Annotated in this window: 15 protein-coding genes; 5 read left to right on the top strand and 10 right to left on the bottom strand. The window is 75.3% G+C overall.

Features of this window, described 5'->3' with window-relative positions; genetic code table 11:
• Nucleotides 1-59 precede the first annotated feature (59 nt).
• Complete coding sequence (locus E4P39_RS09760; RefSeq protein ID WP_167761724.1) at nt 60-4,352, top strand: FtsK/SpoIIIE domain-containing protein; 4,293 nt, start codon at nt 60-62, stop codon at nt 4,350-4,352.
• A 3-nt stretch (nt 4,353-4,355) separates the two neighbouring features.
• Here E4P39_RS09760 and E4P39_RS09755 read toward each other — a convergent pair whose 3' ends face one another.
• The 4 genes from E4P39_RS09755 to E4P39_RS23185 form a co-directional block, all read right to left on the bottom strand.
• The gene (locus E4P39_RS09755) at nt 4,356-4,868 is read right to left on the bottom strand and encodes a hypothetical protein (RefSeq protein ID WP_135136322.1); all 513 of its coding nucleotides are present in this window, start codon (nt 4,866-4,868) and stop codon (nt 4,356-4,358) included.
• A 46-nt stretch (nt 4,869-4,914) separates the two neighbouring features.
• Entirely contained in the window at nt 4,915-6,294 is a 1,380-nt protein-coding gene (locus E4P39_RS09750; protein WP_135136321.1) for a wax ester/triacylglycerol synthase family O-acyltransferase, read from the bottom strand.
• Nucleotides 6,295-6,364: 70 nt separating this feature from the next.
• The gene (locus E4P39_RS09745) at nt 6,365-7,660 is read right to left on the bottom strand and encodes a chromosome partitioning protein (RefSeq protein ID WP_135136309.1); all 1,296 of its coding nucleotides are present in this window, start codon (nt 7,658-7,660) and stop codon (nt 6,365-6,367) included.
• Nucleotides 7,660-8,418 (bottom strand): SAF domain-containing protein, encoded by a 759-nt coding sequence (locus E4P39_RS23185; protein ID WP_135136306.1) that lies wholly within the window; start codon nt 8,416-8,418, stop codon nt 7,660-7,662. Before E4P39_RS23185 ends, E4P39_RS09745 begins: the two co-directional genes overlap by 1 nt.
• 199 nt (nt 8,419-8,617) lie before the next feature.
• Here E4P39_RS23185 and E4P39_RS09735 point away from each other — a divergent pair, with 199 nt between their 5' ends.
• Nucleotides 8,618-8,884 (top strand): helix-turn-helix domain-containing protein, encoded by a 267-nt coding sequence (locus E4P39_RS09735; protein WP_135136304.1) that lies wholly within the window; start codon nt 8,618-8,620, stop codon nt 8,882-8,884.
• Here E4P39_RS09735 and E4P39_RS09730 read toward each other — a convergent pair whose 3' ends face one another.
• A complete protein-coding gene (locus tag E4P39_RS09730; protein ID WP_135136302.1) occupies nt 8,885-9,454 on the bottom strand; it encodes a hypothetical protein in 570 nt (189 codons plus the stop codon).
• 100 nt (nt 9,455-9,554) lie between these two features.
• On the opposite strand from E4P39_RS09730, the gene E4P39_RS09725 reads away from it, so the two are divergent.
• Nucleotides 9,555-10,256, top strand: coding sequence for a hypothetical protein (locus tag E4P39_RS09725; RefSeq protein ID WP_135136300.1), 702 nt, complete (start codon nt 9,555-9,557; stop codon nt 10,254-10,256).
• Between the two features lie 44 nt (nt 10,257-10,300).
• Complete coding sequence (locus E4P39_RS09720) at nt 10,301-10,861, top strand: Rv3235 family protein (protein WP_135136298.1); 561 nt, start codon at nt 10,301-10,303, stop codon at nt 10,859-10,861.
• A 55-nt stretch (nt 10,862-10,916) separates the two neighbouring features.
• On the opposite strand, the gene secA is transcribed toward E4P39_RS09720, so the two are convergent.
• A complete protein-coding gene (gene secA / locus E4P39_RS09715) occupies nt 10,917-13,889 on the bottom strand; it encodes a preprotein translocase subunit SecA (RefSeq protein ID WP_280790845.1) in 2,973 nt (990 codons plus the stop codon).
• A 97-nt stretch (nt 13,890-13,986) separates the two neighbouring features.
• Here secA and E4P39_RS09710 point away from each other — a divergent pair, with 97 nt between their 5' ends.
• Nucleotides 13,987-14,379 carry a PPOX class F420-dependent oxidoreductase gene (locus tag E4P39_RS09710; RefSeq protein ID WP_135136294.1) on the top strand — a complete coding sequence of 131 codons (393 nt, stop codon included), beginning with the start codon at nt 13,987-13,989 and terminating at the stop codon, nt 14,377-14,379.
• A gap of 42 nt (nt 14,380-14,421) precedes the next feature.
• Here the strand turns inward: E4P39_RS09710 and raiA are convergent, their stop codons facing one another.
• From raiA to mtrB, 4 genes are all read right to left on the bottom strand, one after another.
• On the bottom strand, nt 14,422-15,105 hold the full coding sequence (raiA, locus tag E4P39_RS09705; protein ID WP_135136292.1) for a ribosome-associated translation inhibitor RaiA: 684 nt from the start codon (nt 15,103-15,105) through the stop codon (nt 14,422-14,424).
• Nucleotides 15,106-15,227: 122 nt separating this feature from the next.
• Nucleotides 15,228-15,929, bottom strand: coding sequence for a ComF family protein (locus E4P39_RS09700; RefSeq protein WP_209306455.1), 702 nt, complete (start codon nt 15,927-15,929; stop codon nt 15,228-15,230).
• A gap of 86 nt (nt 15,930-16,015) precedes the next feature.
• On the bottom strand, nt 16,016-17,737 hold the full coding sequence (locus tag E4P39_RS09695; RefSeq protein WP_135136290.1) for an LpqB family beta-propeller domain-containing protein: 1,722 nt from the start codon (nt 17,735-17,737) through the stop codon (nt 16,016-16,018).
• Nucleotides 17,734-19,485 carry an MtrAB system histidine kinase MtrB gene (gene mtrB, locus E4P39_RS09690; protein WP_135136288.1) on the bottom strand — a complete coding sequence of 584 codons (1,752 nt, stop codon included), beginning with the start codon at nt 19,483-19,485 and terminating at the stop codon, nt 17,734-17,736. The genes E4P39_RS09695 and mtrB overlap by 4 nt, the downstream gene beginning before the upstream one ends.
• Nucleotides 19,486-19,519: the final 34 nt, after the last annotated feature.

The following is a 19,519-nucleotide window of genomic DNA, read 5'->3' as shown; positions in this document are numbered from 1 at the left end:
TGTCCACAGGTCGGCGTCCTCGGGTCCCGCGCTGCCGGGGCAGCGGTCAGGATCGCCCGGTGATCCGACTCTCGACGTCCGAGCCGACGGCAGCGCGCTCCACCCGACGCTGGACCGTCGTCGTGGTCGGCGGCGCGGTCGACCTGGAGGTGACGGCCGCGGAGGACGCGACCCTCGGCACCGTGCTGCCCTGCCTCGGGCGGGAGCTCGGCAGCGAGATCCCCGGGCTCTGGGCCGGGTCGACCCGGCTCGATGACGACGTTCCGCTCACGGCGGCCGAGCTCGCACACGGGGCGGTGCTGGGGCTGGGACGGCCCGTGCCGCGCGTCGTGGCGGGCCGCGGTGCCAGTGCACTCTCGTTGCACGTCGTGGGCGGGCCCGACGCCGGCCGGACCCTCGCGCTGGGTCAGGGCCGGCACGTGCTCGGCCGGGGAGGCGAGGCCACCATCCGGCTCGACGACCCGGACGTCTCCCGCCGTCATGTCGAGGTCCATGTCGGTGGAGGCGAGATCACGGTCGCCGACCTGTCGTCGACGAACGGCAGCCGTCTGGACGATCGGGACCTGGACGAGCGACCGGTGAGCTGGCCCGCCGGCGCCGTCCTGCGGTTCGGCGCCAGTGCCGTCAGCGTCGCCGGCCCGGGCGGGGCGGGCGCCGCACTCACGCCGGCGGCCGGGGGGCGGGTGCGGCTGCGCCCGGCCCGGCGCATGTCCACCCCGAGGCCCGAGGTGGAGGTGACGTTCCCGCGCCCCCCGGAGCCACCGCCCCGCCGGCGGCTGGCCTGGGTGGCGGTCGCCCTTCCGGCGGTCGCGGGCGTGCTCATGGCCTGGCTCCTGCACACGCCGACGTTCCTGTTCTTCGCCCTGCTGAGTCCCGTCGTCGCGCTGGGCACGTGGCTGTCCGACCGATGGTCGGGCCGGCAGAGCGGACGGAAGGACGCGGCCGCCCACGCCCTCGAGCTGCTCGACGCGCAGAACCGCCTGGCCGACGCGGTCCGCTCATGCGTACGCGCCGCGGACGTCGCTCACCCCGACCTGGCCACGCTGGCCGGCGCCGCACGGCGGCGTTCCTCCCTGCTCTGGAGCCGGAGCCGCGGGGACGCCGACGCGCTGACCATCCGGGTCGGGACCGGTCCCGGGACGATCGGCGTCACCCGGATCGAGCCCGACGGCGCACGTCGTCCCGAGAGCGCGCCGCACGTCCCGGCAGTGGTGGACCTCCGCGCCGCCGGTGGGCTGGCCGTCATCGGGCCGCGCGAACGGACGGTCGGAGTGCTGCACGGCGTCCTCGCGCAGCTCACCGCGCTGCATCCGCCGGGCGAGGTCGACCTCCTCCTGCTGACCGACACCGACCGCCTCCGGGACTGGGAGTGGGCCCGGTGGCTGCCGCACCTCGACACGGGCGCCGTCCACGTCCGCCACACCGGCGCGAGCGGCACGGAGGCCCAGCAGGAGGACGAGGCGCTGCATGCGTGGCTGACCGGCATCACCGCCCGGCGCCGCGCGGCCGCCGGTCCGTCGGGCCGGCACGCAACTCCGCTCGGGTGGCTCGTCGTGGTGGTGGACCGTCCGCTGGACGCCCGGCTCGCCGCGGCGCTCCGCGGAGCCGTCGACGCCGGGATCCTGACGCTGGCGGTGGCGGACTCGGTGGCCGACCTGCCGGTGACCGTCGATGCGGCGCTGCGGCTGTCCGGTGAGACCGGGGACGTGGGCGTCCTCAGCCGGCAGGCCGTCGCCGACCAGAGCTCGATCGTGGTCGATCGTCTGCCTCGTTCCGTGGCCGCACAGTTCGCCCGCGACCTTGCCGCGCTCAGCCCCGTGACCTCGGACAAGAGCCTGCCTCGTCGCGTCCGGCTGCTGGACCTGCCCGTCGCAGGTCTGCGCCTGTGCGAGGACGGCGCGGCGACGGGTTCCTGGTCGCGATCGCGAGATCGTCTCGTGGCCACACTGGGGCGCACGGCGGAGGGCCCCGTCGAGATCGATCTCTGCCGGCAGGGCCCGCACGCCCTCGTCGCCGGGACCACCGGCTCGGGGAAGTCGGAGCTGCTGCAGACCCTGATCGCCGGGCTCGCGCTGAACCATCCCCCCGACCGGTGCTCGTTCCTGCTCGTCGACTACAAGGGTGGCGCGGCCTTCGCCGAGGCAGCCGCGCTGCCCCACACCGTCGGGCTGGTGACGGACCTCGACGGCCAGACGACCGCCCGCGCCCTGCGGTCCCTCGGCGCCGAGCTGACCCGCCGGGAGGCGATCCTCGCGACCCACCAGGTCTCGGACATCGCGGCCCTCCCGGACGAGGTCGACCTCGCTCGGCTGGTCATCGTGGTCGACGAGTTCGCCACCCTGGCCGACGAACTGCCGTCGTTCGTCCCGGGGCTGGTGTCCATTGCCCAGCGGGGGCGCTCGCTGGGGGTGCACCTCGTGCTGGCGACGCAGCGGCCGGGCGGAGTGGTCTCACCCGAGATCCGCGCCAACTGCACCCTGCGCATCTGCCTGCGGACCACGGACGAGACCGACTCGCGCGACGTGCTGGGCACGACGGACGCCGCACACCTGCCCGTCGATCTGCCCGGTCGCGCCTACCTCCGGGTCGGCAGCGGTGCCCCCGTCGCGCTGCAGGTCGCCCGGGTGGCGTCCTCCGCCTCCCGCGTCCCCGACCCGGGCCCGGGCCCGGAGATCCGGCGGTGGGCCTGGCCGTACCGTGCCGAGGCGCCGCCCGATCCGGCCGCCTCGGGGCAGGAGACGGACCTGGCGCTCCTGTGCCGGGCGGTGGCCCGACGGACCGGGACCGACGGCGTGCCGACGCCGCACCGGCCGTGGCGGCCCCCGTTGGCCGAGCGCATCCCGGCCGAGAGCCTGGACGGACCGGCCGACCGGAACCCCGGCGCCTCGGACGTGGACGACGCGAGTCCTCGCGGTGCGCGGAGGAGCACCCGCCTGCGGATCGGCCTGGTCGACCGACCGGACGGCCAGACCCAGGAGCCACTCGAGCTCGACCTCGCCGACGGCGGCACGTGGCTGGCGGTGGGCGGCCCCCGCAGCGGCCGGACCACCCTGCTGCGCAGCGTGCTGAGTGAGAGCGTGCGCCGGCTGGGACCGGCGGACCTCCACGTGCACGTGCTCGAAGCCGGCGCGGGCGCGCTCGGGACCGAGGCGGCCGCCCTGCCGCACACCGGCACCACCGTCGGCGGCGAGGACGTCCTCCGGGCCGTCCGACTGGTCGACCGCCTCGCCCAGGAGGTGGCTGCCCGCCGCGCCGCAGCGACACCCGGCGCCGGCTGGCCGCTGATCCTGCTCCTCGTCGACGGGGCGGAGTCGATCTGCACGGTCCTGGACGACGCGGACCCCGGCCGCGGTTCGGCGCACCTCCTCCGGCTCGCGCGCGACGGCGCCGCCGTGGGCCTGACCTGCATCCTCACGGCCGACCGGGCGGTGCCGGGCGGACGGCTCGCCGCCGTCGCCGGCCGGCGCCTCGTCCTGCCGCTGCCCGACCGCGCCGACTACGCAGTCGCCGGCGTGCCCGCCCGGGCCGTACCGGGCCACCGGCCTCCGGGCCGGGCGCTGCTCGGAGAGGAGGCGCTGGAGTGCCAGCTCGCCCTCCCGCGTCCGCCGGAACCCCGGGCCGCCGACCAGTGGTTCCCCCTCCCCCTGCGCATCGCCGACCTCCCGTCCGACCCGCTGCTCGACGTTCCGCACGACCTCCGGTCCGGGGTCCTGCCGGCGCCGGGCACCGCCGGGTCGCTCCCGCTGCCGATCGGCCCGGGAGGCGACACGGGCGACGTGCTGGAGGTGGACCTCCTGCGGACCGGCGGGCTCCTCGTCACGGGCCCACCGGGCAGCGGCCGCTCCACCGCGCTCGACGCGTTCAGCGCGCACCTCCAGGCCGTGGGGGTGGCGGTGCTGCGCCTGGGAGCGGCGCCCGCGGGAACACCCGTGGAGGCCGACCTCGTCTGGCTGGACCCGGGCGACGGGACCGGGATGGCCGCCTGGGTCGCGGAGCTGGACGGCCGCCCGGGCGTCGTGGTCGCCGACGACGTGGGGACACCGGCCGAGTTCCCCGCGCTCGGCCGGCTCCCGGCGCTGGGTTCGCGCGGCGGGATCGCGCTGCTGGCGGCCGCCGCGCCGGGCCACTTGTCCGGCCACTACCAGGGACCGATCGCGAGCCTGCGCCGCGGCCGTAGCGGACTGCTGCTCTGCCCGGGCCCCGGCGACGCCGAGCTCCTGGCCATCCGGCTGCCCCGGACGCCCCTGCCCGTGCGGCCAGGCTCCGGCTGGCTGGTCACCGGCGTGGGCATGGAGCGCGTCCAGGTGGCGCGTCGCCGGGCACCGGTTCCCGTGGCGGTGGGTTCGCGGTGAGGGTCAGAGCAGCTCGAGTGCGGGACCGATCTCCTGGTTCGCGTACCAGGCCAGCTCGTGGCCTTCGGCCTGGTCGACGACGAACTGCGCGTCGTCGCTGCCGAGGTCCGCCTCCAGCACCACGGCGACCGCAGCCTGCACGTCGGCCTCGGCGTCCGCGCCGTCGAGGTGCGCGCTCGCCACCTTCCGGAGCTCGACGTCGCCCGCCACCCGCACCGCGCCGCGGTCCGTGTCCGGATCGTCGATCGGCGCGACCGAGTCGTCGGCCACGTCGGCGGCCAGCACCACCCGCCGGCGGGCAGCGAAGGGATCGACGTCCAGCAGCCGCAGGCTCGCCCGGGCGGCCGCCAGGAGCGCGGCGTACTCCAGCTCCTCCGTGTCGGCCTCGGCCTCGCTGAGCGCGTAGAACTCCCGCAGCGCAGGCGTGACGGCGAACCCCGTCAGTGGGCCGGTCAGGCGGCCCTCGTCCACGAGCGTCCGGAGCACGGTCGTCGTCGCCGGCAGGTACACGCGCACGCGGGAACTCCCTCTCTTCGTGGAAGGGCGACGGTATCCCGCGGGCTCAGTCCAGCGACTCCACCAGCTCGCTGACCTCCTGCTCGATCAGGTCGGGGAGGATGTCCACGTCACCGACGCTGTCCAGGTCGGCGTTGAGCCCGAAGAACACCCGGCCGTTGTAGCTGGTCATCCCGATCGACAGGCCCTGTCCGCTGGCCAGCGGCACGACCGGGAACACCTCGAGCATCTGGCTGCCCGCGGCGTAGAGGGGCACCTGAGGGCCGGGCACGTTGGTCACGACCAGGTTGAACAGCCGACGCGACAGCCCGCGCGCCGCACGGGCGCCGAGGGCGTGCAGGGTCGGCGGTGCGAACCCGGTGAGTGCGATCAGGCTGTCCGCGCCCATGGACCGGCCGTGCTGCGCCGTGCCGCGCATGGCATAGCTCAGCCGGGTCAGGCGCACCCGGGGATTGGACTCACCGACCGGCAGGTCCACCAGGTAGGAGGAGACCCGGTTCCCCTGGACGGTGTCCTCGTCCTGCATGGAGATCGGCACCAGCGCGCGCACCGACGTGCCGGCGACCACCGGCTCCCCCCGGGAGAGCAACCACTCGCGCAGCGCACCCGTGAGCACGTTCAGCAGGACGTCGTTGACCGTCCCGCCATGCGCCTTCCGGATCCGCTTCACGTCCTCCAGCTGGACCCGCGCCACGGCCACCCGCCGGGAACGCCCGATCGGGGCGTTGAGCGGGCTGTGCTGCACCGGGAGCACCGCCTTGCGCGCCGTCCGCAGCAGCCCACCGGCGATCCCCGTGACGCGGGCGGCGGTGGAGCGGACGTCGGTCACCGCCTCCCGGACCGTCTCGACCGCGGACGACGGCCGGCGCACGTACTCGTCGATCGCCTCCCACACCAGCTCGACGCCCGACGGGGGCCGCCTCGGCGTCCACGCGACCGGAGCCGGCGCCGGGGCGTCGGGTGAGATGTCGAGCAGCACCTGGCCGATGTCGATCGCGCTCAGCCCGTCGACCAGAGCGGGGTGGGTCTTGGTCACCACGGCCACGCGGCCGCCCGGCAGGCCCTCCACCAGGTATGCCTCCCACAGCGGCCGGTTGCGGTCCAGGGGCCGCGAGGTCAGCCGGGAGACGAGGTCCAGCAGCTGCGCCTCCGTACCCGGACGCGGCAGACCGGACCTGCGGAGGTGGTAGGCGATGTCGAACTCCGGGTCGTCGACCCACACCGGGCTCGCCAAGTGCCCCGGCACCTCGGCCACGCGCTGCCGGTAGCGCGGCACCAGCGACAGTCGCGCCTCCACGAGTGCGGCCAGCGGCTCCAGCCCGCCCGCGGGCGCCTCGAGGATCAGCACCCCGCCCACGTGCATGGGGGTGCCGGGTTCCTCCAGGTACAGGAATGAGGCGTCCAGTCTGCTTAGCCGCTCGACCATCGATCTCCTCCCGGGTGGTGGCCCACGCTACGTGGGCACCGGGCGGCCGTCCGGCCGCCGTTCCCGACGGTCAGCCGGCCCCGCGGATCCGCCCGAGGCCGCGTCGCCTGCCCGCGGGCTCGGGAACCCCCACCACCGCCGCGGCCAGCGACCGGAGCGCCACGCGCAGCGGTGAGCCGGGCGCCACCTCGGCCAGCGTGCGCCCCGAGGCCAGCGCGGCATCGGTGGCGCCGCGGTCGGCCGGGAGGAAGAAGCGGACCTCGCGGCCGGCGAAGCGCTCGAGCGCCGCCGCGATCTCCTGCCGCGCGTCCCCCGGGACCGGCCCTCGCCGCACCTGGTTGACCACCACCACGGGGTCAACCTCGGGCAGCACCTCCCGCAACTCGTCGAGCGCCCGCACGCTGCGCTGCAGTGCCACGGGGTCCGCGCCGGTCACGCACAGCACGGTGTCCGCGGCCTCGAGCACCGCCAGGGTGGCACCGTTCCGCCGCGGCGCCGCGGTGTCGAAGGACAGCTCCTCGTCGTCCTCCAGGCTGAAGGAGCAGTCGACGACGGTGCAGCGGGCCAGCCGCCGCGCCTCCTCGAGCACCGTCGCCACGGCGCGCGGCCGCAGCTCCGGCCAGCGGTCCGCCCGCGCCAGACCGGTCAGCACCCGCAGCCGGGGCCGCACCGCCCACGCCAGCCGCACGACGGCGGCGCTGTCCAGGGTCCCCGCACCGGCGAGGCGCGCCGCTCCCGCCAGGCCCGGCGACTCGTCGAGCAGGCCGAGCACCTGCGCGACGACACCCCCGTAGACGTCGGCGTCCACCAGGAGCGTGGAGATGCCCAGCCGGGCCGCCTCGTCCGCGAGCCCGACGGCGACGGTCGTCCGCCCGGGGGCGCCCGTCGGCCCCCACACCGCCACGACGCTGCCCGGCCCCGCGGGCCGCTCCTCGGGCGCCTCGGGAACGCCGAGCGCCGGGAGGGCGGCGCGGGGGTCGGCCACGTCCCGGCCGGACGGCGACGAGCCCGCCACCGCCTCCCGGAGAGCCTGCGCGATCGCCTCCGGTTCGGCGTCGGCCGGGAGCACGCGCCGCACCCCCAGCTGCCGCAACCGCTCGGCTGCCCGCTCGTCACCCGGCTCGACGAGGCCGACGACGGCCACCCCGGCGGCATCCAGCCGGGCGATCGCGTCGCCGTCGAGACGGCGCAGCTCGGCAGAGAGCAGGGCTGCCTGCCCCGTGCCCGTGGCCGCGGCGGCGAGGAGCTCGGAGACGTCGACGCACCGGCGGACGACGGTGACCCCGTGGTCGGCCCGGTCCAGGGCGCCGACGAGCTCGGACTCCCAGGCGGCGCCGGTGACGGCGGTGAAGACGTTGAGCGCCATCAGCCGGTCGGACCCGCCGGCGCCGACGTGGCGGCGGCGCGCTCCGGAACGTCCACCCCCTCGCTCCCCGAGCCCGTGTCCACCGAGTCGTGCACGACGACGACCAGCGGCCGGCCCCCGATGGCGGTCAGGACGTCGGCGGCCCGGCCTGCGGGCACGGCGACCACCACCTGCACGGCGGAGGTCGGCGTCGAGAGCACCCCGTCGGACCGGCCGGAGATCGCCTGCACGGGTGCGCGCCCGACGACGAGGGTCACGCCACCGTCGGCAACCGGGGTGGCCCCGATCACCGGGTCGGCCACCGCGTACACGTCCACCAGCTGCCCGCGGCCCAGCCCCGGCGGCACGTAGCCCGCCTGCACGGGCAGCGCCAACTGGACCTGCTCGGCCGGCTCCTCCAGGACCGAGCGCGGCAGCAGCTCGCCGGCCCGCACGGCCCGGGCCAGCACCCGGCCCTCCGGTCGGGTGCCGGTGGAGAGATAGAGGGCAGTGGCGTCGAGCCGCACGTCGACGGCGACCAGGTCGTCGACGGTCAGCTCGGTGCCGGGCGCCAGGTCGGCGGCCGCCGCCCACACGGGCACGGTCGCGTCAGCGGCGCTGACGATCCGCGCCCCGAGCAGGACCGAGCCGAGCACGAGGAGCACGCCGAGCACGAGTCGCAGATCCAGCCACCGGGGCGGGCGGACCCGTCGCGGCGTCGGACCGGGCAGCACCTCCGGCGGGACCGTCGGGGTGCCCGCGGAGCGGACGGCGGTCACGGCAGGTTCTCCTTCGCGGGCAGGCGAACGTCGGTGTCCGGGCGATTGCAGGCCCGGACCGCGACTTGACGGCGTTCGGGTGCAGATGATGCGTCATGGATGCGTTCGCGCGCACTCGGCGTCCACACGTTCGGGTGTGGACAGTGGCCACGTTCCACCGATGGTGCTGACACACTGGCCTCGACCGGACGGAGGACCGATGCCCACGCCCCGCTTCCTGACCCTCGACGACGTCGCCGAGATCCTGAATGTCTCCTGGTCCCAGGCGTACGCACTGGTGCGGCGCAGGGAGCTGATCGCGATCCAGATCGGCGGCCGCGGCCAGTGGCGCGTCGAGACCGACGAGCTCGAGCGGTTCATCGAGCAGAAGTACGCCGAGGCCCGGGCCGGCGCCGTCCCCGACGAGCCCGCCGCGGCACCGGCCGAGGCCGACACGACCGCAGGAAGCCCGACCGCCCGGGCCTGATCAGCCGAATCCGGGCAGCCCCGTCCGGACGACGGCGACCGCGGCGAGCACGATCACCCGCACCCCCTGCACCGCCTCCGCCCGTCTCGGCTGGTCGGCCGGGTGCTCCGCGAGCTCCACGTAGTCCGCGCCCACCCGGTCCAGGGTCCCGGTCAGCACGGCACCGTCGTCGAGGACGACCTGGACGGCGGCGCGGTCGCGCGCCAGGGCGCGCAGCGCCCGGCGCAGGTCCAGCAGCCCACGCACCGCGCCGGGCCGCTCCGGCGGCGCCGCCCGTCTGCCCAGTCCGGCCACCGCCCGGACGGCCGCCGTCGCCACCAGGTTCTGCCGGCCGCGGTCGTCCTCCAGCAGCAGCCAGTCCGAGCCCACGTCGACCAGCACCCCGCCCACCTGCCCCGCCCCCCGGCAGGTGACCGAGACGGCTGCCCCCAGGGAGCCCAGCAGCCGCTGGGACAGCCGGACGGCGCCCATCTCCGCACGCGCTCGGGACGCCGACTCACTGCGCTCGGCCGCCGCCTCCTCCTCGTCGAACTGCGCCTGCAGATCGGCGAACAGCTGCTGCCACCGCATGTGCCACCTCCGTCGCCGCAAGCCTAGATCCATACCAATACTTGCGTTTGCATGTATTTGGTTGCTTTAGTGTGCATCCACCAACGACCCGGAGGGTGACATGTCGATTCGTCGACTCATCGGCACGGCGACGGCGATGGCGCTGATCGCCTGCGCCCTCGCGTCACTGACGCCGGGGATTCCCGCGATGGCCGCCACGCTCGCAGCCGCCCAGCGCACCGCGGACACCGCCGGGCCGGACGCGCTGGTCCTCTCCGCGGCGGGCCTGCTGGCGTGGGCGGTGTGGGCCTGGGGCGCGCTGGGACTCGCCCTCACCGCCGCTGCCGCGCTGCCCGGAATAGTCGGCGGCGCCGCCCACGGAGCACTCCGCGTCGTCCTCCCGGCAGGCGCCCGCCGGAGCGCCGCCCTCGCCCTCGGCCTGGGACTCGGTGTCGCCGGCCCCCTGTTCGGCACCGCGGCGCTGGCGGCCCCCTCCCCGGCCTCGGCCGCGGTCCCGGAGACGCCGCCGTCGAGCGTCGGTACGGCGCCCGACTGGCCCGCTGCCGTCGCCATGGCCGGGGCGGGCCCGGCTCCGGACTGGCCGGGCGCCGCCTCGGCCACGGACGCGCACGTCGTCGTCCGCGGGGAGTGCCTGTGGCACATCGCCAGCGACCGGCTGCTCGCGGAGCAGGGCCGGACGCCGACGGCCGGCGAGGTCGCCGCCGCGACCCGGGCCTGGTGGCAGGCCAACGCCGACGTCATCGGCCCGGACCCCGACCTGCTGCTGCCGGGTCAGGTGCTCTCCCCACCGGACCCGTCGTGAGCCGCCCCGCACACCGAACCGACCCCTCGACCTGGGAGCCCCCGATGACCGCAACCCGCGCCACCGTTCCCGCCGCGACCCGAGCCCCGCAGCCGCAGCGACCGCCGCTCCGGCTGGTCGTGGTGCCGACGCCGCAACCGCCGCTCGAGGACGTCCGGCAGCCGGTCCGCCTGCTGCTCCCCGGTGCGCCCGCTCCGCGGCCCCGCTACCGGCCGGGCCCGCGCCCGCTGATCGGGCCGGCCGCTTTCCGCGACGACTTCGGGCCGACCTGGTCCCGGCGGGCCGAGCTGCCCGACGCCCGGGACGCCGGCCGCCGCCTGATCACGCTCACGCTGGAGGCGCTGGCCGGACGGCGTCCCCTTCCCCAGCTGCAGCCGATGACGTCGGTCGGCGTGTTCGCCGCGCTCTCCGGCGGACGGCGGCCGCGCTGGTGCACCGAGGGGACGGCGCCCCTGATCGTCGGACCGGTGCACGTGTGCGAGCCGGTGGACGGCGTCGCCGAGGTCAGTGCGGTCGCCCGGCGCGCGGGCCGGGCCCATGCGGTCGCGGCCCGGCTCGAGGGCATCGACGGCCGCTGGCGCTGCACGGCCCTGCAGATCGGCTGACGGGACGACCGCGCCCCCACCGATCCCGATCGGCGGGGGCGCGGTGGACGCCGGCTCAGCGTGCGGCGGCTCCGTGGCAGAACTTGTACTTCTTGCCGGACCCGCACGGGCACGGGGCGTTCCGCGCCGGCTCCTTGGTCCCCGACACGGTCGCCGTCTTCGCGGCCTTGGCCGAGCCGGACTCCTTCGCCGACCCGTCCAGGGTCGGCGCCGAGTACTGCAGCTGCTCCGGCGCGCGGCGCGGCTCGTCGAGCCCCTTGACCGCCAGCTCCGGGCCGGTGCCCGTCGGCGTCCGCTCCACGACCGCCGGCGCCGTGGCTGCCACCGGCGCAGCCGCCTTCGGCGCGGCCGCCTTCGGGCCGCCCGACCGACGGGCGGAGGGGGCGGCCGCGGTCGTCGCGCTCCCGTTCCCCGCCGCGGCCGCCGCGGCCGCCGCCTGGCGGGCGAGCACGCGGGCGGTGCCCTCCTGTGCGGCGGCGAGCGCGGCCGCCTCCGCCTCGTCCTGCTTGGCCTTCGCCTCGGCCTCCTGCTCCTCCTTGGTCTTCACCTCGAGGTTGAACAGGAAGCCGACGGACTCCTCCTTGATGCCGTCGAGCATCGCCATGAACATGTCGTAGCCCTCGCGCTGGTACTCCACGACGGGGTCGCGGTTGGCCATCGCGCGCAGGTGGATGCCGGCCCGGAGGTAGTCCATCTCGTAGAGGTGCTCGCGCCACTTGCGGTCGAGCACCGACAGCAGCACCCGCCGCTCCAGCTCGCGCATGACCTCGGAGCCGAGCTTGGCCTCGCGCTCCTCGTAGGCGCGGTGCACGTCGTCCAGGAGCTCCCGCTTGAGCACCTCGGGGGCGAGGGACGACTGCTCGCCGTCGGAGGTGCGGTCCAGCAGCTCCTGCCGGTCCAGGCCCACGGGGTAGAGCGCCTTGAGGCCGGTCCACAGCTGCTCGAGGTCCCAGTCCTCGGCGTAGCCGGTCTCGGTGGCGCCGTCGACGTAGGCGCCGATGACGTCGTCGACCATCGTGCGCACCTGCTCGTGCAGGTCGGCGCCCTCGAGCACCTTGCGCCGCTCGTCGTAGATGACGGTGCGCTGGCGGTTGAGCACCTCGTCGTACTTGAGGACGTCCTTGCGGACCTCGTGGTTCTGCTGCTCGACCTGCGTCTGCGCCGACAGGATCGCGCGGGTGACCATCTTCGACTCGATCGGCTGGTCGTCGGGCACCCGCAACGTCGTCATCATCGACTCGAGCATCGGCCCGTTGAACCGGCGCATCAGGTCGTCGCCCAGCGACAGGTAGAACCGGGACTCCCCCGGGTCGCCCTGGCGGCCCGACCGGCCGCGCAGCTGGTTGTCGATCCGCCGGCTCTCGTGCCGCTCGGTGCCCAGCACGTAGAGGCCGCCGGTCTCGATGACCTGCTCGTGCTCGGCCTTCACCTGGTTCTTGGCCGCGGCGAGGGCGTCGTCCCAGGCGGCCTCGTACTCCTCCGGCGTCTCCGACGGCGAGAGGCCGCGGGCCCGCAGCGCCTCGTCGGCGATGAACTCCGGGTTGCCGCCGAGCTGGATGTCGGTGCCACGGCCGGCCATGTTGGTGGCCACGGTGACCGCGCTGAGCTGCCCGGCGGACGCCACGATCTGCGCCTCGCGCGCGTGGTTTTTCGCGTTGAGCACCTCGTGCGGGATCCCGCGCTGGAGGAGGAACTTCGACAGGACCTCGGATTTCTCCACGCTCGCGGTGCCGACCAGCACCGGCTGGCCGGCCTCGTTGCGCTCCGCGATGTCCTCGACGACGGCCTCGAACTTGGCCTTCTCCGTCTTGTAGATGACGTCGGAGCGGTCCTCGCGCACCATCGGCCGGTTCGTCGGGATGGGGACGACGCCCAGCTTGTAGGTCTGGTGCAGCTCGGCGGCCTCGGTCTGGGCCGTGCCGGTCATCCCGGAGAGCTTCTCGTAGAGCCGGAAGTAGTTCTGGAGGGTGATCGTGGCGAGCGTCTGGTTCTCGTCCTTGATCTTCACCTTCTCCTTGGCCTCGATGGCCTGGTGCATGCCCTCGTTGTAGCGACGCCCGGCCAGCACGCGGCCGGTGAACTCGTCGACGATGAGCACCTCGCCGTTGCTGACGATGTACTGCTGGTCGCGGTGGAACAGCTCCTTGGCCTTGAGCGCGTTGTTCAGGTAGCCGATGAGCGGCGTGTTGGCCGCCTCGTAGAGGTTCTCGATGCCGAGCTGGTCCTCGACGAACTCGACGCCCTCCTCGGTGACGGCGACCGTGCGCTTGGCCTCCTCCACCTCGTAGTGGACGTCCTTCTTCATCAGCGGCATGAGCCGGGCGAACTCGCCGTACCACTTGGCGCTGGTCTCGGCCGGGCCGCTGATGATCAGCGGCGTGCGCGCCTCGTCGATGAGGATCGAGTCGACCTCGTCGACGATCGCGAAGTGGTGGCCGCGCTGCACCAGGTCGGCCTTGCTCCACGCCATGTTGTCGCGCAGGTAGTCGAAGCCGAACTCGTTGTTCGTGCCGTAGGTGATGTCGCAGGCGTACTGCTCGCGGCGGTGCGCGGGCGCCTCGCCGGACAGGATCGTGCCCACGCTCAGGCCGAGGAAGCGGTGGACCCGGCCCATCCACTCGGCGTCGCGCTTGGCCAGGTAGTCGTTGACGGTGACCACGTGCACGCCGTCACCGGACAGCCCGTTCAGGTAGGCCGGCAGCGTGCCGACCAGCGTCTTGCCCTCACCGGTGCGCATCTCGGCGATGTTGCCCAGGTGCAGCGCGGCGCCGCCCATGAGCTGCACGCGGTAGTGCCGCTGGCCCAGCGTGCGGGTCGCCGCCTCGCGGACGACGGCGAACGCCTCGGGCAGCAGCAGGTCGAGGGACTGCCCGTCGGCATAGCGCGCCTTGAACTCGTCGGTCTTGGCCCGCAGCTCCGCGTCGGTCAGCGGGCTCACGTCGTCGGCGAGCCCCTCGACGGCATCGGCGATCTTGGCCAGCCGTCGGACGATCTTTCCCTCACCGGCACGGAGCAGTCTCTGGAACACCACACCACCAGCGTAGGCGGCGCCGCCAGCACCCTCGGCCCGTTGGGGGGTGGGGTGGGGCAGGTGTTCCGCACGGGACGCGACCTACCCTCGGCCGGTGGACTCCGCCCTCGACGCGCCCGGCCCCGGACTGCTCGCCTTCTTCGCCGAGCGGCACCTGGCGACACTCACCACGCTGCGCGCCGACGGCAGTCCGCACGTCGTCCCGGTGGGCGTCACCTACGACGCCCCCACGCGCACCGCCCGGGTGATCACGTCCGGGGGCTCCGTGAAGGCGCGGCACGTCCGCGGCGGGCACGGCCGGGTCGCGGTCTGCCAGGTCGACGGCCGGCGGTGGGTCACCCTCGAGGGGACGGCGGTGGTGCGCGACGACCCGGCATCGGTCGCCGACGCCGTGGCGCGCTACGCCGTCCGGTACCGGCAGCCGCGCGAGAACCCGGCCCGCGTGGTCCTCGAGATCGCGGTCGACCGCATCCTGGGCAGCGCCTGACGGGTCGGGAGGGCGCGGGCTGCCGCGCCCTCCCGACCGGACTCAGGCGGTCGTCGCGGCAACCCGCGGTGCGCCCTGCCCGACATGGGCGGGCCCGGCGCCGTTCTGCGGTACCTCGGTCAGGCGGATGAGGCCGTAGTCGTAGGCGTGCCGGCGGTAGACGACCGTCGGCTGATCGGTGTCGGCGCACTGGAACAGGAAGAAGTCGTGGCCGACGAGCTCCATCTCGTGCAGCGCCTGGTCCACGGTCATGGGCGTGGCGGGGTGGTGCTTCTCCCGCACCACCCGGCCGGGCAGGTGCTCGTCGAGATCGGTGACATGGGGACCCTCGGCGAGCTGACGGTCCCGGTCGAGGGCGCCCTCGCCGAGATCGGCGGCGGTGTTGTCGGTCATCCGGACACTGGCGGGGGTGCGTCGTCCGTGGTGCACCCGCCGTCGATCGGCGGCACGCCGCAGCCGGTTGTCGAGCTTGGCGCAGGCCAGGTCGAGCGCCGCGTAGAAGTCGGGCCCGGCCGCTTCGGCACGGACGACGGGACCCTTGCCGCGCAACGTGATCTCCACGCGCTGGCAGTGGGCGGACTGGCGGGGATTCTTCTCGTGGAACAGCTCTACGTCGATGCGCGAGAGCTTGGCGTCGAACCGCTCGAGCTGGCCGACCTTGTCTTCCACGTGCTGGCGGTAGTGCTCCGGAACCTCGACGTTGCGACCACGGACCACGATCTCCATCTGACCTCCCGGTGGACGGGTGTAGTCGCTTCGACGCTAGTCGCTCTGCCCCGCTCCCGACAGTCGATCGAGAGGGTGCCGACGGCCGGCCGGGACAACGCCCAGGTCGCACACCGAACACGTCACCCGGGCAGCCGCGGGGTCGCCGCGACCACCGCCGCGAGCACCGGCGGGGCGTCCGGCCCGGCCGCGCCGGTGAGGACTGCCGCCGCCTCGGTGAGCGTGGCGCCGCTGGTCACGACGTCGTCGACCAGGATCAGCAGCGCCCCGGCGGAGAGCCGCCGGCACCGCGGATCGAGCTCGAACGTGCCCGCCAGGTTGGCGCGCCGCTGCGCCGCCGACAGCGCCGCGGAGTCCTGGACCCGCCCGCGGCGGCGCAGCAGCCGGGCCTCCGCCACGGGCAGTCCGGCGGCCCGCAGTTCCGCGACCGCAGACCGGGTCAGCTCCCGGACGTGGTCCCGGCCGCGGATGCGCAGCGCGGCGCGGGAACTCGGCACCGGGACCAGCACAAGCCGCCCGTCCCGCTCCGGGACCCCGCGGCTCACGGCGACGACGGACAGTGCCAGCGCCGTCCCCAGCGGTCGGGCCAGCTCCGCCCGGCCCCGCTCCTTGAAGGCGAGGATCGCGGGCCGCACCGGGCCCCGGTAGGCGCCGGCGGCGACGGTCGGCGGAAACCCCCAGGGGACCCGCCGCGGCGTGGCCAGCCGTGGCCGCGCCAGCAGCGATGCGCACCGGCCGCACAGCACCCGCCCGGGGAGGGCACAGCCGGCGCAGGTCCGGGGCAGCACCAGGTCGGCCAGCGCGGCCATTCCCGACGCGCCCACGCCCCCAGCCTGTCCCGGCGGAGCGTCCGGGCGGCAGGTCGGCCGGCATCTGTGGACGGCCGCGCCGACTCGGGACGGGCAGCGCCTCAGAGCGGGTAGAAGGGCGCCGTCCCCGGGAGCGGTTCCTGGCCGCGCACCAGGGTGGCCCAGGTGCCGCCGGTGAGCTGCCAGATGGTGCCGCCGGCGTTGACCAGCGGCTGCCGCGTGGGCGCCGCACCGATCGTGGTCGCCTGGCTCGGCAGTCCGGCGGTCGGCACGTCGACCAGCCCCCAGCCGTCCACTCCGACCGCGTAGGGGACGGTCCGCTCCTCCCCCGCGTCCCCGGCCAGGACGAGCAGCGTGTCGCTGTCCCGCCACGCCGCATCGGCGACCTGGGACAGCGACGGAGCGATGTCGCGGAGGTCGCGCAGCGCCACGCTGCCGTCGTCGTCGCGGACGACGGTCCCGACGTAGAGGGCCGGCCCTTCGGGGCCCTCCACCACGACCGCGGCGCGGACACCGTCGGGCGAGAGCCGGAGCGACGTCGCCAGGCCGAGGCCGGGCAGCGTCGGGGCGCTGACCGGCTGCGGCGGCGCACCGGCCGGGACCCGCACGACGGAGGTCCCGTCGCGCACCACCCACGCCTCTTCCCGGGTCGCGGCGACGCTCGGCACGCTCAGCGTGGCCCCGTTGAGGACGGGGGCGAGGTCGCCCCCGTAGGGGCCGGCGACCAGGGTGGCCCCACCGGCATCCGCCCGCAGGCCCACGAGGAAGGAGAGCTCGCCCGTGCGGGTGTCTGCGGCGACCGCGGCGCCGGTCAGGGCGTACGCGCCTGTCCCCGCGGGGCCGGGGACGGGCTCACCGGCGGTCACCGTGCGCAGCGCCCCGCCGCTCACGTAGTGGCCCACCCCGTCGACCGGCACGGCGTCCGGGTCGAGGGACGCCCAGTCGTCGACCGTCTGCTGCGCCGGCACCCCGTCCAGGTCGACCTCCTCGCCATCGACCCGCACGACCACGCTGCGGATCGGTTGCAGCTGGGTCAGCGTCCAGACCAGCTGTGCGCAGATCTGCGCCAGCATGGGCGCCGGATCCGTGGCGAGGGCTCTCAGGTCGACGATCGCCTCCTGCCCGCGGACCGTGACGGCGGAACGCAGCTGGACCCCGGCGAGCGGGTTGCGGACCCCGGGGGCCAGCGCGGCCGACGGCCCCTCCAGGACGCGCTGCACCAGCGTCGTCGGCTGCGCCGCCCCACGGATGAGGTGGCGCGGGTCGGGGACGACGCGCTGACCGGTCGGGTCGAGGAAGTAGGCCGCCCGCTCGTCGTAGAGCCGCTCGAAGTCGGGTTCGGCCATGATCAGGCCGTCCGGGGGGTTGGTGATCCGCCACTCGCCCTCGACCTGCTCGAGGGTGAATTCCCGGGTGAACCGGGTCTCCCCGCCGACGGCGAACACCCCCCGTTCGTCGACCGTGCCCACGAGGCTGGCCGACACGGCCACCGAGCCGGCCTCGGTGGTGACGGTGGCGTAGTCGGGGCTGATCACCGTCATCCCGGCCTCGTCCGACCACGTGCCCGCCGGCTCCGTCGCGAGGTGGTCCCGCGCCACCGGGTGCCCCTGCCGGGTGCTGGCCGCGGCGTCGATGAAACCCCGCACGACGTCCTCGGGAGTCGCCCCGGGCTCCGGCGCGGCCGGCTCGATGCCGATCTCGTCGACCGGGCGGGCCGGCGCCTGGGTGATCTGCACCGTCGGGGAGTTGCTCGGCACCGTGGAGCAGGCCGGCAGGGCGAGCAGCAGCGCGAGTGCGGCGGCCACCGCGGGCGAGCGCGTCACGACCGGCTCCCGGGCCGGCGGAGGACGGCGGGGCGCAGCGGCAGGGGCGAGCTGGTCAGGTCGGCGCCCGCGGTCAGCGGCAGCGTGAGCCGGAACTGGGCACCGGAGCCTGGCTGGCCCCAGACCTGCAGCCAGCCGCCGTGCAGCCGGGCGTCCTCGAGGCTGATCGAGAGCCCCAGGCCGCTCCCTCCCACCGTCCGGACCCGCGAGGGATCGGCCCGCCAGAACCGGTCGAAGACGTGCTGGGCCTCGGCCGAGCTCAGACCCACGCCGAGGTCGCGCACCGTGATGGCGGCCGCGGTGGGGTTGGCCGCGAGCGTGATCTCCACCGGCCGTCCGGCCCCGTGCTCGATGGCGTTGCCGATGAGGTTGCGCAGGATCCGCTCCACCCGGCGCGCGTCGACCTCGGCGATGACCTCCTCGTCGGGCCGCTCCACCACCAGCTCGGTGTCGTGCCGCTCCGCCAGGCCGTACATGCCGGCGACCACGCGGGCGACCAGCGCGCCGAGGTCCGTCGGCTCCGAGTCCAGGACCGCCGCCCCGGCGTCGTACCGGCTGATCTCCAGCAGGTCGGTCAGCAGCCCCTCGAAGCGATCCAGCTCCGCGCTGAGCAGCTCGGCCGAGCGGGCCACGTGCGGCGCGAAGTCACCGCGCGCCTCGTGCAGCACGTCGGCGGCCATCTGCACCGTCGTCAGCGGCGTCCGCAGCTCGTGGGAGACGTCGGAGGTGAACCGCTGCTGGAGCTGGGAGAGCCCCTCGAGCTGGGTGATCTGACGCTGCAGGCTGTCGGCCATCGCGTTGAAGCTCGTCGCGAGGCGGGCCAGGTCGTCCTCGCCGCGGACGACCATCCGCTGCTCGAGCTGCCCCTCCGCCAGCCGCTGGGCGGTGCCCGCGGCGCGCCGGACGGGGTCGACGACGAGCCGGGTGACCAGCACGCCGATGCCGACGACGAAGAGCGTCAGCACCACGCCGATGATGATCACCGTCCCGCGGATGAGCGCGAGGCTCTCCTCCTCCTGGTCGAGCGGGAACGCGTAGTACAGCTCGATCCGCTCGCCACCGCCGGCGCCGCCGGGCACGGGTGCCCCGATCAGCAGGGTGGGCCGCGGTTCGGCGTTCTCGTCGGGGACGGGGGCGTACCGCCACACCTGGTTGCCCGAGTCGACCGCCGTCCGCAGATCGGCGGGCAGGGCCGGATAGACGTAGCGGCGGCTCGGGGCCGTGCGGTCCTCGTCGCCGGTCCGGTAGACCATGACGACGTCGAAGTCGCCGGCCGCGCCGCCCCGTTCCTTCAGGGCCCGCACCGTGCGGTCGAGGGCCGACCGCACGCTGGCCGCGTCGCCGGTGGCGATGCCCGCGACCTGCGTCTGGGCGTAGACCGCCCCGGCCTGGGCCTGGGCGATCGCCGCCTGCCTCTTCACCGACAGCAGCTGGTCCCGGATCTGGCTGAACAGCACGAGACCGACGATGACGACGACCGTGCCCGCGACGATCATGGTGATCGCGCCGATGCGCACCTGCAGCGAGGAGCGCCAGTCGTGCAGGGCCCGTGCGGCCACCCGGCGGAACGTGCGCCGGGCCCACCGGCGGCCCCGCACGACGCGGCGGCGCAGCCCGCGCCGGACCCGCCGGAGCTCGGCGGCGACGCGGGACGGCGCGGCGGATTCCGGCGACGCCGGTCCCTCGAGCGCCGGTCCCGGCGACGAGCCGACCCCGGCGCCCCCTGCGGGGAGATCCGTCCGGGTCACAGCCCCATTGTCACCGGAGTCGCAGGCAACACCG

Origin of the sequence: Blastococcus sp. CT_GayMR19 (assembly GCF_004570385.1) — a bacterium.
Lineage (GTDB): Bacteria > Actinomycetota > Actinomycetes > Mycobacteriales > Geodermatophilaceae > Blastococcus_B.
The sequence above is the reverse complement of the archived record's forward strand: the minus strand, read 5'-3'. Positions and strand labels throughout refer to the sequence as shown.